This window comes from Phaeodactylibacter sp., from assembly GCF_040219495.1.
Lineage (GTDB): Bacteria > Bacteroidota > Bacteroidia > Chitinophagales > Saprospiraceae > Phaeodactylibacter.
In genome coordinates, this window is record NZ_JAVJSK010000066.1 from 22,272 (window position 1) to 34,391 (window position 12,120).

Genomic DNA, 12,120 nt, shown 5'->3' on the forward strand with positions numbered 1-12,120 from the left:
TTCATTCAATTGAAGTCCAACCAGGAAATATCCGTTCCCGCGAGTGGTTTCAATGGGAAAACGATGTGTGCCAGCAGGTAACCTTCCGTTAAAGACATGCTGAACCAGTGTCCCTTTGTTGTCATATAAGTTTAGGTCTACATTATTAACCTTCGGGAGTTGAAAAGAAATGGAAGCTTGCTGAAAGGCCGGATTGGGCGTTACCGCTAATATAAGGATCAAACCGGCGTTCAGCGGTTTCCTGGGACGTTTGGGCAACGACCATAGCAGTATCTACGTATTTATACACCTGAAAACCAGCGGCGTAGGCAAATGTAGAGTCAAATACCTGAAACCGATTGTAGTTGCCTCCAAAAGGGACATATTCCCAATCGTCCCCCGCATTTTCTGTTGCCAGAAAGCCCGGTTTATATCCCCCGATCCATCCTTTTTCCGGGGTGACAAAGCCAACGCCCTGAGCATTGCCATCAGGTACAGGTTTTCCTATTCAGGTGAGCCCACCATCATTGGAATACGGTAACGAACTTTCAAAACCAAAGGTCTGGACTGAAGCAACGACATGTTGTTCATCAATAAATTGGAGTTTCCATACAAAATCACCGGGATTTCCCGTGCTGTACAATTCTTCCCAGTCCTCTCCTCCATTCGTAGTGTAAAGAATGATACCACCATTTGTACCTTTCCCACATACAAAACCTGTATCTGACGAGATGAAATGTACATCAACCAAGGCATTTGCATACATACTGAGGTCAAGTGCCTCCCAACTTTCGCCCCTATCGTCTGAACGAATGAGAAAGGCTGGTTCAAACCAGGCCCCCACTGCGAAGAAGTGCTGATCATCCAGCCATTGCATACCGCAAATACCGCTTGGCACGATGGGCAACTGAGCCGTAATATCTATCCAATCTGCTCCACCGTTTTCCGTTTTCAGAAAAACATTGTCCAGTGTTCCTGCAAACCCGAGTTGGCTGTCTGCGAAACCTACGCTCCTTAAGAAATAAGTATTCCCATATTGCAGCTCCCAGGTGACAGCTCCGTCGTTAGTGTAAAAGATTTGTCCACCAGCACTTACGGCCCAGCCTGTTTCACGGTCTATAAAGCAAATATCCTCAATCCGCCCATTGTTAATCGTTTGTCCCATGGTAAACCATTGAGGCTGTGCTTCCATGCATAGGCAACAGAAGAGCATAAGACAAAAGGTAAGTCCTTTTCTCATGATGATGTTTTAGTTTTATAGCTTTATTAGATTTCATTCCTTTTTGCAATAAGAGTGGCAATAATAATAGCAACGCCAATTCCGGAGGTGGCCCTCAGCACGCCACCTCCGGAACCCTAAACCGGGAAAAGCAGCATTTTAATCCAACCCTTCCACCCAGGGGCCTCCAGACTTAACAATAAGCGCTCCGATTTCCTTAGCCTCCCCTTTAAGACGCATCAGCTTATCGTTCATTGACTGCCATTCCGAAGTGATGATCCCAACCGTTTCCAGGTGCGTGGGCGTCGGGCCATAGGTAGAGGTGGAAATACCCCGGTTTAGTGCAAAAAGCCGGTTGCCGATCGTAGGCTTTCCTTTCTCGCCAATCTCATTTTTGGCGGGGTTGCCATTGAGCTGCGTATCGAGGGCATCGAGGCCTGCCTGTAAGGCGGCGATGCGCTCCAGGACTTCACTACCAACGGCAGTGCTTGATGCTGCCCGGAATAAATTGGCGCTGGCTTTGCGGGCATTGGACAACTGAATGGAAAGGGTATTCACATCCCGGGCCAGCTGTTCGTATTTTCGCCAGAAGGCGACCACCTCTTCCATCGGCTTGCCCTGCAGTGCGGGTTCGCCCAGGCGTTCCACCTTCACATCTACCGGGCCCGCCAGGCGGAGGCTTTTCCCTTTTTCAAAAGCGTGAAGGGTTGCCGTGTAGTCGCCGGGGGCTGCAAGCAAGGCGGTCAGGGACTGCTCTTTGCCATCGAGCATCAGCGTTCCGGAGCCTCCAACTCTTAAGTTCCAGGCTACACGGTTAAAGCCGGGCTTATTGTCGGCTTTTACCCGGTTGACGACCCGGCCCTCCGTATCCTGAATCTCCAGGTAGACATAAGGCTTCATTTCCCGGGTTTCTTCTTCGAGCGCCGCCCAGCCGGGGAAGGAAAGATTGGTGGTCACCGAATCTTCCAGCGCTTTGCGTACCTGCTCCAGGCTCTTCACTTCTTCCTTCAGGTAGTAGGTCAGCACTGCCCCGAAATCAGGATTGGGGGCCACGAATAGCTGGGAGCCCTGTGAGCCTCTTACATCATCAAAGTCAAGGACAGACTTCTCCATATACCACCAGGCTTTCCGGGGCTCAAACAGGCTGCCTGTTTCCTGTAGCTGCTCCTTGTTTACGCTTCTGAGGGCGGTGTAATCATCCAGAATGTAGAAGCCTCTGCCAAAGGATGCCGCCACCAAATCATTTTCCCGCCGCTGTATGGCGAGGTCGCGGAAGGAGATGGTGGGAATGCCCCCGTTCATTTCCGTCCAGTGAGCGCCTCCGTCTACGGTGAAATAGACGCCGAACTCTGTGCCCAGGAACAACAGGTCTTTCTCCACATGATCCTGCACAATGCGCCAGACTAGGTTTTTGTCGCCCAGCCCATTAGACATGGCAGTCCAGGTCGCGCCTTTATCCGTTGTTTTGAACAGGTAGGGCTTGTAGTCGCCTTCCTTGTGGTTGTCCAGGGCTACGTAGAAGGTACTTTCGTCAAACAGGTCTGCTTTGATGTCATTGACATAGCAGCGCTCCGGTACGCCGAGGGCGTTGACTTCGATCTTTTTCCAGTTCGCACCTTCATCGGAGGTAATCTGTATCAAACCGTCATCGGTGCCGATGCAAATGACCGAGGCGTTTTTTGGCGAGACCGCGATAGAGGTGATGGTGTTGAAATTAGACATCGCACCTACATCCCAGGGGGAGTCCCAGCTCTGCACCGCTCCCATAATGGGCAGCGCCAGCCGCTCCTCATCTCTGGTCAGGTCTCCGGAAAGCGCGGTCCAGGAGTCGCCCCGGTCGGTGGACTTCCAAAGCCGGTGGGAAGCGTGGTAAATCGTAGTCGGTACATGCGGAGACACCAGGATGGGCGCATCCCAGTTGTAGCGCTCATAGTCTTCGCCTGCCCCGGGCTGTGGCATGATGTCAATGACCTCCCCGGATTTCAGGTCGATGCGGGAAAGGGTGCCCTGCTGCCGCTGCCCGTACATGATATCCGGGTTGCCGGGCTCCGTCGCCGGCTGATGGCCATCCCAGTTCAGGACCACCTTCCAGTCGGCATTGCGGATGCCGTGGTGGTTGTCGGTGCGGGAGGGCCCGCCTTCCGTGCTGTTGTCCTGTGTGCCTCCGTAGACGTTGTAGAAGGGCTCGGCATCATCGACTGCGACTTTGTAGAACTGCGTCAGCGGTAGGTTTTCCATGTAGCGCCAGGAGGCGCCCAGGTCAAAACTTTCGTAAACGCCGCCGTCCGTACCAACCAGCAGGTAGTTGGGGTCAGATGCTTTGAAGGCTACGGCGTGGTTGTCCCCATGCTTGGCGGTTTCGTCCATATTGGTGAACGTTTTGCCGCCGTCTTCTGATTTCATCAGGCGGCTGTTCATCAGGTAAAGGCGGTCAAACTTGTGGGGAGAAGCAAAGATCTCCTGATAGTAGTGCGGCCCGGTGGCACCGGCTACAGCATCCGACATCTTCGTCCAGCTGCCGCCGCGGTTGTCAGACCGCCAGACGCCGCCCTTGGTGCGGTTGAGTTCTATAGCCGCGTACAGCACATCGGGGTTTTGGGGAGAAATGGCCAGCCCGGTCTTTCCCCATTTGCCTTCGGGTAGCCCACTCTCCAGCTGCCGCCAGGTATCGCCGGCATCATCGGAGACGTACAGGCGGGATTTCTCGCCACCGCCCATCCATGCCGCTACCGTGCGGTGGTGCTCCCAGGTCACGGCGTACACACGGTCGGGGGTTCTTGGGTCGTACACCATATCGGTCACGCCGGTATACTGATCATCGCCGAGGGTTTTCTTCCACGTTTTTCCACCATCCGTAGACTTAAAAAAGCCCCGGTCGCCGCCCGGGCTCCACAGCGGACCATGCGAAGCGACCATGATGACATCCGAATCATCAGGGTGGACGATGATTTTGGAGATGTGCTCGGAGTTTTTTAGCCCCATATTCTCCCAGGAAGCGCCCCCGTCGAGGCTCCGGTAGATACCATCTCCAAACCCGGCGTGCCGCCCGCCTACATTTTCACCCGTCCCTACCCACACCGTGTAAGGATTGTTAGGGTCAAGGGTTACGCAGCCAATGGAATAGACCGGCTGATCGTCAAAAATGGGGGTAAAGGTGGTGCCGGCATTGGTGGTTTTCCAAACGCCCCCTGAGCCCACCGCGACGTACCATACGTTCTCGTTGGTCGGGTCAATAGCCAGGTCGGCAATGCGGCCGGACATAAAGGCCGGGCCGATGCTGCGGAATTTCAGCTGGTCAAACAGTTTGGAGTCGATGCCCTGTCCACCGGTTGGCTTCTTTTGCGCAAAGCCCTGCGGGGCAGCAATAACGAACAGGAACAGGAAAGTGAGTATGGAGCAATGTTTCATTAGAACAAGATTGGATTGACAATTTTGGAGGATTAGAACTGCAAAATAGCGAATGTAACTATTCAGCATAGTCTGTGAATCGCATTTTCTGCCTTTGTTTGCCCCAACCCTAAAGGGTGCAAAGCCAGAAAATGCACTGGCTCCCTTCAGGGATGGGGCAAAACAGGGCATTTTCTGCTTATTTTTCCATGTATGCTGAACAGTCACTAGCAAAATAGCCAAATTTGGTTTTATGGTTAATTGATCACTTCCATGAAACCATCTCCTAATTCAACGAAGCACTTTTCGGCCTCAAAATGCCTCACTATTTCATCGAGGTTGGCATCCAAAATTTCAATCAATCTCTTGGTAGAAATATTTCCTAAACTAATTTTTAATAACCTGCTTGGTGAGTTGTTAAGAAGATGACTATTCCGGAAATCTGCGTCTTTAGTCATCACCGTATAGCCATTTTCATTTGCGTAACGGCTAATTTCAGAATCTTTGGTGTGGTAGCTATCAAGAATATCATTTATATGAATAGCTTCGTGTCCGTTACTTTCAAAAAAGCGCACAACCTTGTAGGCAATATGAACGTCGCATAGAACTTTAAATGTCATGCCGCCAGGGTTATGGTTTTTCCAGATACGAGTATTTTAGCATATTCAAGGCTAGCCAAAATATCTTCCTTTTCTAATTCCGGATGATCTTCAAGGATCTCTTCAATACTCATTTCGGACAACAACATATCTAGCAATACTTCTACAGGCCATCTCATTCCTCGTATGCAAGGTTTCCCATGACAAATTTCCGGGTCAACGGTTATACGGTTTATGTATTTTGGTTCAGTATTCTTCATGGTTTCATGTTTCCTTAATGTAGAGTTATATACTGATGATTAAGTGGTTTGCCATAGCAAACCTACTCAATGCTTGCCCGTGCCTCGCCGCCTTTGGGCCTTGACCACCTTAAAGGCAGTAGGGTCAGCATTTACGCTGGGAAGTGGCTTGCGCTTGCCCTGATAAGCTTGACTTCATCAGCGGCCTGTCCTGACAAGCTATGCTTCGTCAGTGGCCGATGTCGCAAATCCAAGATCCCAGACGATGAATGTCTGGACTGTAAGCCCGACATTTATCGTTCCCCGTGCTGGCCGTCAGCGCCAGTAGGTGACCACTTCGTACTGCGTATAATATCAAAAAAATGAACAATATTTAGTTCCGAGATCAACTTTTACCATTATCAAAGTTGCAGTTTATGACCTGTAATCGGGTCTGATCAATTGGGGGCTGAAACACTGGTTCTGCTCGATAGCCTTGCTCCTTTACTTCTTGCAAAATTGCTTCTTCAATTCCCATAGCTTTTCATGATACTCACTTCTCCGCTTCGTAAGTTTGTATGATCTGCTCAACTTGCTCAACGGACAACTCTGCGATTTGGGCAATATCGGTTAGTGGCAACCCCTTTTCATAAGTGCGGATGACTACCAGGCGCTTTTCTTGTTCGATGCCCTGCTCGATGCCCTGCTCCTTTACTTCTTGCAAAATTGCTTCTTCTAGTACCATGGCTTTCCCTGATACTCACTTCTCCGCTTCGTAGGTTTGTATGATCTGCTCAACCTGCTCGACGGACAACTCTGCGATTTGGGCAATATCGGTTAGTGGCAACCCCTTTTCATAAGTGCGGATGACTACCAGGCGCTTTTCTTGTTCGATGCCCCGCTCGATGCCCTGCTCGATGCCCTGCTCCTTTACTTCTTGCAAAATTGCTTCTTCTAGTCCCATAGGTTTCCTTGATTTCGTAATTTTCTGAACCTCATCTTCAAATTTAAGCTTATTCTCTAAGTTTTGAAAGGCCGTATAATAAGTGATAAAGTTATACAGCCGCCTAATGCTTGCCTTATCTAACCCTCTTGTCAGCAAGTGGCGCAGCATGTCTAATTTACTCACCATTAGACGGTCATCGTCACTTTTACGCTCATCCAATGCACGCCGGGCAACTTCCAGCGCAAACCCGAATGGGTTATTGGAGCTTCGTAGCTTTTGCGGGGTATGGTCTAATAAGACAAACGACTGGAAACGGTAAGTTAGTTCCGTGTTGAAAAAATCGACTCGGTAGGTATCCGCGTGGTAAGCACGCCGCGTATCGGTATAAATCGCCACTGCCGTGACCGGCTTGTTGTACCGGTCTAATATGCGGTAGTAATATTGAAACATGCGATAGGCGAACTGCCCGTCCGGGTACCCCTGAACTTCCACATGGACCAGGAACCACTGCTCCTGCCCATCCTTCAGCCACGCTTTGAAGAGTTTATCTGCGTGCCGCTGCCTGGTGTCAGCCTCCGGCATGATCTTTTCTAAATCCTTATCCAGAAACTCGAAACCCCTGCCGATATCGATTAAATGGATATGGCCTGGGAAAAAGAAGTATAGGAAGTCTTCTGCCAGTTCCTCAATAATACCTTTCCAGAGTATATCGCGCCGTATCATGCAGGCATGATAAGAACAAATTAGATTAAGCTCAAATTATTTGAATTATTTTGTTTCAACTTTTATTCATACACCATTGAAGCCAGCTTTGCCCGGTAGTTCTGCTCCAACGCACTCGCGAATGCAGCTTTATCCCTGCGCATCGACTCCATAGCTTCCCCCTCCACGATAGACGGGTTCAGGCCCCTGAGGTGGCTGTCGCTCCAGGTAGCCAGCTCCACGAGTATGGGCGTCAGGGCGAGCCCCATATCCGTTAGAAGATAGAGGTTGGTCTTTTTGTTGCCCGGTCGTTTGGTCTTGATGATGATCCCCACCTCCTCCAATAACTTGAGTTTGGTGGAAAGGATGTTGGTCGCAATGGCCTCATCACTTTCCGTAAAGTCCTTGAAGGTCTCCTTGCCTTCGACCAGCATCTGCTTTACGATCACCAGCATCCACTTGTCCCCTAAGATGTCGAGGGCTGAAGTAAACGGGCAGTCGCATCTGAAATCCTGTGGCATATGTTAAGCTCCTGTTAAATATTACTTTCAAAATGAAAGTTATTTTGTTTTTACTTGCAATTTGAAAGCTAAATTGTAATTTTGCTTGCATAACAAAAGTAATAAACTTCAAGCAATGAAAAAAGCAATACCTCTTCTACTGCTGTCGGGCATTTTGGCCTGCTGCAGCCCTTCAACAGCGCAGTCCCCCGCGGCTGCTTCATCTGATCACGCTAATGCAAAACCTTCAACCATGAGTACCAAAGCAACAGTAGGCACTTTCCTTGGCGCCGTTTTACAAAATGACCCGGCGACGATGCGGGAACTAGCCAATGCCGATTATATTCAGCACAACCCATTCATCCCGACCGGGCTCGAGCCTTTCATCCAAATGCTGCCGGTCCTGCAGGAAAACGGCACAACTGCCGAGAATATCCGGATGTTCCAGGACGGCCAGTACGTATTCATGCACAACATCTGGCGGAATGCCAAGCCCTTTGGGGCAGACGAGATGGTCTCCTTTGATATCATCCGGCTGGATGAACATGGCAAGGTAGCCGAACATTGGGATGCCATGGCCCCATTGGTTGCAAAAACGGCAAGCGGGAGAACGCAGACGGACGGCCCCACAACACCAACGGACTTAGACAAGACCGAAGCGAACAAGGCCCTGGCAAAAGCTATGGTGGAAGACATTCTAATGGGCAAGAATCCTGAAAAAATCACTAACTACATCAGTGCCGAGCAATATGATCAGCACAATCCTGGTATAAAGGACGGATTGGCCGGTATCGTGGAAGCGGTTGAATACCTCTCTGCACAGGACAACATGTTCCGGTACACTAAGATCCACAAAGTGCTGGGCGAGGGCAACTTCGTGCTTACCGTAAGCGAAGGGCAATGGAACGGCACCACCAACGTCTTTTACGATCTGCTGCGCTTCGAGAATGGAAAAGCCGTAGAGCATTGGGACGTCATTCAGCCCATCCCCACCGAGGGTTTGGCGCATGACAATGGGATGTTTGGATTCAAGAACGATTAACGGAGGAGCTTTTCTGTACTTTTCCTAATGTTACGTGACGGCTCCGGCCTCAATGGGTACCTTGGTGACCATTGGGGCTGAAGTCTTTGCCTGACTTGAAAAATACCGGCTGCAGCGCTTTCCGTAATTTCATTTAGCTTTTCCGGGAAATCATTTAATGCCCTCACTTCCCTCAACTGATATTTGTGGAACAACCGTTAAAAACAAAACGCAATGATCAAAAAAGTACTCGGAATAGCACCCACCAAAGAAAAAAATGGCCCTGGCTATATCCCCTCCCCAATGGGAAGAAAGTTTGGTGTAGACAAAGTAAGCGGTTACAAAGCGACCGATTTTGAGGGCAGGAAGTATAAAGGGAACAAAAAGATTTTAGTGCTGTGCACCGAAGAGCGTTACTTTGAAATGGCTAATGGAAAGCTCTTTTCCACAGGAAATAATGTGCAGGAAACTATGGTTCCATTAATGCATCTCGTCAATGGAGGGTTTAGTTTTGATGTAGTCACTTCAACCGGTAAGCCGGCTATCCTTGAAGAGTGGTCGGTACCCATAAAGGATAAGGCAGTACTGGCATTCCGGGAAGAACATCAAACCAAATTCGACACCCCTCTCTCCCTAAAAGCGCTCGTTGCAGGCAATGCCTTAAAAGGGGAGTCAGATTACATCGCTCTTTTTCTTCCGGGTGGGCACGGCTCTATGGTCGGGCTACCGGACGATGAAAATGTTGGCACACTACTCCGCTGGATAGAAGTCTCTGACCGGTACCTTGTTGCCGTTTGTCATGGCCCTGCTGCTATGATAGCAAGAGACCAAAGCAATACACCCAATCCCTACAGAGGGTATAAAATGGTGGCTTTCCCGGATAAATTCGATAAGCAGTCACCTTCACTGGGCTATCTGCCCGGGCAGTTGACCTGGTTTCAGTGTGAAGCTTTAGAAAAAGAGGGCATTGAAGTAATCAACGATAAAATAACGGGAGCCACTCACGTTGACAGGAAGCTCATTTCGGGAGATAGCCCCAAGGCTTGTGATGAGCTGGGGAAGATAACGGTTGCCGCCCTTTTTAAAGAACTGCAGGTTCAATAATAACCTTTTAATACTTAAAAAATGGAAGTCCTAAAGCAGTTTGAAACTTACATCGCTGCCCAGAAAGCAACAGGAATACAGTTTATTATTTTTGGCGTACTACTTCTCGTAGCAGCAGTTCTTCTACATCTTAGCCAGCTCAATCCGATTACCCAGGGTTTAAGAAATGGCTTTTTTGTAATAAGTATGCTCCTTATTGCCAGCGGAGTGGGTTTTACACTGAATCAGAATAAACTGTCGAAAACGAAAATAGAGGTCTATCAGGCAGATGAGGTTGAATTCAAAAATCAAGAAGTTGAAAGAATGCACGAAGTCCACAGCAACGTACCAAAAATCATTTTTGGGCTATCGGTTACCCTTATACTTTTAATCCTGGCCTTGATGTTTTTCATTCATCCGCCCTTTTGGAAAGGCGTATCCTTCAGTGTAGCCATCTACCTTTTAGGGCTATTAATTCTTGAGTCCATTTCTTTCCTCTCGGTCAAAAATTACCTGGAATCACTTTTAAATTAAACAAGCATGAATAAGACCATTTTAATTACCGGAGCAAGCTCTGGAATCGGAAGAGCTACTGCCAGGTTATTCCAGGCAGAGGGGTGGAATGTGATCGCCACCATGCGTTCACCCGAAAAAGAAACTGAACTTAATGCACTCGACCATACACTTGTTACCCAACTTGATGTACTGGAATTAGACACCATAAAAAGTGCCATTAAGGAAGGCATTGAGCAATTCGGCAATATTGATGTGGTGCTCAATAATGCCGGGTATGGGCTAATGGGCACCTTCGAATCTGCGAGCCGTGAAAGCATCATTCGACAGTTTGGTGTGAACGTGCAGGGGCTATTCGATGTAACGCAACAAGCATTGCCGCATTTTAGAGCAAACAAAAACGGAATGTTTATCAACATTTCTTCAGTTGGCGGAAGAATGACGTATCCGTTAATGCCTTTGTATCATTCCACCAAGTGGGCTGTGGAGGGTTTCTCTGAATCCCTGCGATGGGAAATGGCACAAATTGGCGTAAAAGTGAAGATAATTGAGCCGGGAGGCGTTGCCACCGATTTTGGAGGCCGGTCCCTGGATATGCAGCACAATCAGGAGCTCAGCGAATACAATGCATTCGTAAATACTTTTATGGCTGCCATGGCACAAGCTATGAATCCTGAAACGATGACGCAGCCTGAACAGATTGCTGAAGTTATTTTTGAAGCGGCAACCGACGGTTCGGACCAACTACGCTACAGAGCTGGTGCAGATTGCGAGCAATTGCTGGGGGCAAGAGACAAGATGTCTGATGAGGAATTCTTCGCTATGCAAAAACAGATGATGGGGATGTAAATCCCGCACAACAAATATGCTCGTATGTTTGAACCGTAAAAAACGTGACCATATGGATTACTATGAAATAAATTCAATTGCTCAGGCGCATCAGGCTATGGGGCTGCCCTCGCCAAAGCATCCTTTGGTTACGGTAGTGCTAACCAAAGACTTTAACGCCCAATTCGATTTTAAAGGGGTGAAAGTCATCAACAATCTTTATCAGGTTACGCTGAAGCAACCGGGGTGTGGCAATTTGTTATACGGCAAAAACTCCTACGATTATGAAGAAGGAACCTTGGTTTTCACTGCGCCCGGCCAGGTTACGGTGTCCGATGGCGACATGCCGGAATCAGAAGATGACCCCAGAGGTTGGATATTGGCTTTTCACCCGGATTTAATCAGGAAATCACCCCTATCCGCTAAAATAGATGGGTATTCATTTTTCAATTACGATGTCAATGAAGCCCTTCACCTGTCAGAGGAAGAACTAGATACGATAGAGGGCCTGCTGGATAAAATAGTGAAGGAATACAGCCAAAATTTGGATAAGCACAGTCAGAACCTGATTATATCCAACATCGAACTCTTGCTGGATTATTGTACCCGGTTCTACGACCGTCAGTTTTATACCCGAACGAACCTCAACACCGACATCGTCTCAAAATTTGAGCGGCTTTTAAAAGCTTATTATCAAACAGATCAACTACATGACTCAGGCATACCGAGTGTACAGTACCTGGCAAAAGCGTTAAGCTTCTCTTCCAACTATCTGAGCGATCTTTTGAAGAAAGAAACCGGAAAGACTGCCCAGGAACACATACACCTTTTTGTCATTGAGAAAGCGAAAAATATGCTCTTAAGCTCTAATCACTCCATCAGTGAAATCGGGTATACTCTGGGGTTTGAATATCCTCAGCACTTCAGTAACTTATTCAAGTCAAAAACCGGTTTTAGCCCAAGTGAATTCAGAAACCTGAATTAAGAGCATGTTTGGAGCTCGTTTCTATTGCAAATCAACGCTTTATGAACCTGACTTCCTCACTAAATTTTCATTTAGCCCGCTAAACTCAAATTTAGTGACTTCGCCAGAGCCATAAATCCTTGATTTTCATGACAAAACCG

12 protein-coding genes are annotated in these 12,120 nt (G+C 48.4%); 5 read left to right on the forward strand and 7 right to left on the reverse strand.

Annotation, left to right across the window (positions count from 1 at the left end; translation table 11 throughout):
- Window positions 1-487: 487 nt before the first annotated feature.
- The 7 genes from RIC19_RS09610 to RIC19_RS09640 form a co-directional block, all read right to left on the reverse strand.
- Entirely contained in the window at window positions 488-1,219 is a 732-nt protein-coding gene (locus RIC19_RS09610; RefSeq protein ID WP_350178094.1) for a WD40/YVTN/BNR-like repeat-containing protein, read from the reverse strand.
- 138 nt (window positions 1,220-1,357) lie between these two features.
- A complete protein-coding gene (locus RIC19_RS09615) occupies window positions 1,358-4,606 on the reverse strand; it encodes a VPS10 domain-containing protein (RefSeq protein ID WP_350178095.1) in 3,249 nt (1,082 codons plus the stop codon).
- Window positions 4,607-4,842: 236 nt separating this feature from the next.
- Window positions 4,843-5,205, reverse strand: a complete 363-nt coding sequence (locus tag RIC19_RS09620; RefSeq protein ID WP_350178096.1) for a DUF5615 family PIN-like protein — start codon at window positions 5,203-5,205, stop codon at window positions 4,843-4,845.
- The gene (locus RIC19_RS09625) at window positions 5,202-5,444 is read right to left on the reverse strand and encodes a DUF433 domain-containing protein (protein WP_350178097.1); all 243 of its coding nucleotides are present in this window, start codon (window positions 5,442-5,444) and stop codon (window positions 5,202-5,204) included. Before RIC19_RS09625 ends, RIC19_RS09620 begins: the two co-directional genes overlap by 4 nt.
- Before the next feature lie 511 nt (window positions 5,445-5,955).
- Window positions 5,956-6,147 (reverse strand): hypothetical protein, encoded by a 192-nt coding sequence (locus RIC19_RS09630; protein ID WP_350178098.1) that lies wholly within the window; start codon window positions 6,145-6,147, stop codon window positions 5,956-5,958.
- Between the two features lie 15 nt (window positions 6,148-6,162).
- Window positions 6,163-7,071, reverse strand: coding sequence for an Rpn family recombination-promoting nuclease/putative transposase (locus RIC19_RS09635; protein ID WP_350178099.1), 909 nt, complete (start codon window positions 7,069-7,071; stop codon window positions 6,163-6,165).
- Window positions 7,072-7,133: 62 nt separating this feature from the next.
- On the reverse strand, window positions 7,134-7,571 hold the full coding sequence (locus RIC19_RS09640; RefSeq protein WP_350178100.1) for a winged helix-turn-helix transcriptional regulator: 438 nt from the start codon (window positions 7,569-7,571) through the stop codon (window positions 7,134-7,136).
- 232 nt (window positions 7,572-7,803) lie between these two features.
- Here RIC19_RS09640 and RIC19_RS09645 point away from each other — a divergent pair, with 232 nt between their 5' ends.
- The 5 genes from RIC19_RS09645 to RIC19_RS09665 all read left to right on the forward strand — a co-directional run bounded on the left by RIC19_RS09645 (window position 7,804) and on the right by RIC19_RS09665 (window position 11,980).
- On the forward strand, window positions 7,804-8,592 hold the full coding sequence (locus tag RIC19_RS09645) for a nuclear transport factor 2 family protein (RefSeq protein ID WP_350178101.1): 789 nt from the start codon (window positions 7,804-7,806) through the stop codon (window positions 8,590-8,592).
- Between the two features lie 213 nt (window positions 8,593-8,805).
- The gene (locus tag RIC19_RS09650) at window positions 8,806-9,675 is read left to right on the forward strand and encodes a DJ-1/PfpI family protein (protein ID WP_350178102.1); all 870 of its coding nucleotides are present in this window, start codon (window positions 8,806-8,808) and stop codon (window positions 9,673-9,675) included.
- Window positions 9,676-9,696: 21 nt separating this feature from the next.
- Complete coding sequence (locus tag RIC19_RS09655) at window positions 9,697-10,188, forward strand: hypothetical protein (RefSeq protein WP_350178103.1); 492 nt, start codon at window positions 9,697-9,699, stop codon at window positions 10,186-10,188.
- Window positions 10,189-10,194: 6 nt separating this feature from the next.
- Window positions 10,195-11,016, forward strand: coding sequence for an SDR family oxidoreductase (locus RIC19_RS09660; RefSeq protein ID WP_350178104.1), 822 nt, complete (start codon window positions 10,195-10,197; stop codon window positions 11,014-11,016).
- Window positions 11,017-11,068: 52 nt separating this feature from the next.
- On the forward strand, window positions 11,069-11,980 hold the full coding sequence (locus RIC19_RS09665; protein WP_350178105.1) for a helix-turn-helix domain-containing protein: 912 nt from the start codon (window positions 11,069-11,071) through the stop codon (window positions 11,978-11,980).
- The last annotated feature ends 140 nt before the right edge of the window (window positions 11,981-12,120 follow it).

Bases quoted from the DNA above. Each gene is read 5' to 3' on its own strand.
- RIC19_RS09610 (WP_350178094.1), bottom strand. From the start codon at position 1,219: ATGAGAAAAGGACTTACCTTTTGTCTTATGCTCTTCTGTTGCCTATGC.
- RIC19_RS09615 (WP_350178095.1), bottom strand. From the start codon at position 4,606: ATGAAACATTGCTCCATACTCACTTTCCTGTTCCTGTTCGTTATTGCT.
- RIC19_RS09620 (WP_350178096.1), bottom strand. From the start codon at position 5,205: ATGACATTTAAAGTTCTATGCGACGTTCATATTGCCTACAAGGTTGTG.
- RIC19_RS09625 (WP_350178097.1), bottom strand. From the start codon at position 5,444: ATGAAGAATACTGAACCAAAATACATAAACCGTATAACCGTTGACCCG.
- RIC19_RS09630 (WP_350178098.1), bottom strand. From the start codon at position 6,147: ATGGTACTAGAAGAAGCAATTTTGCAAGAAGTAAAGGAGCAGGGCATC.
- RIC19_RS09635 (WP_350178099.1), bottom strand. From the start codon at position 7,071: ATGATACGGCGCGATATACTCTGGAAAGGTATTATTGAGGAACTGGCA.
- RIC19_RS09640 (WP_350178100.1), bottom strand. From the start codon at position 7,571: ATGCCACAGGATTTCAGATGCGACTGCCCGTTTACTTCAGCCCTCGAC.
- RIC19_RS09645 (WP_350178101.1), top strand. From the start codon at position 7,804: ATGAGTACCAAAGCAACAGTAGGCACTTTCCTTGGCGCCGTTTTACAA.
- RIC19_RS09650 (WP_350178102.1), top strand. From the start codon at position 8,806: ATGATCAAAAAAGTACTCGGAATAGCACCCACCAAAGAAAAAAATGGC.
- RIC19_RS09655 (WP_350178103.1), top strand. From the start codon at position 9,697: ATGGAAGTCCTAAAGCAGTTTGAAACTTACATCGCTGCCCAGAAAGCA.
- RIC19_RS09660 (WP_350178104.1), top strand. From the start codon at position 10,195: ATGAATAAGACCATTTTAATTACCGGAGCAAGCTCTGGAATCGGAAGA.
- RIC19_RS09665 (WP_350178105.1), top strand. From the start codon at position 11,069: ATGGATTACTATGAAATAAATTCAATTGCTCAGGCGCATCAGGCTATG.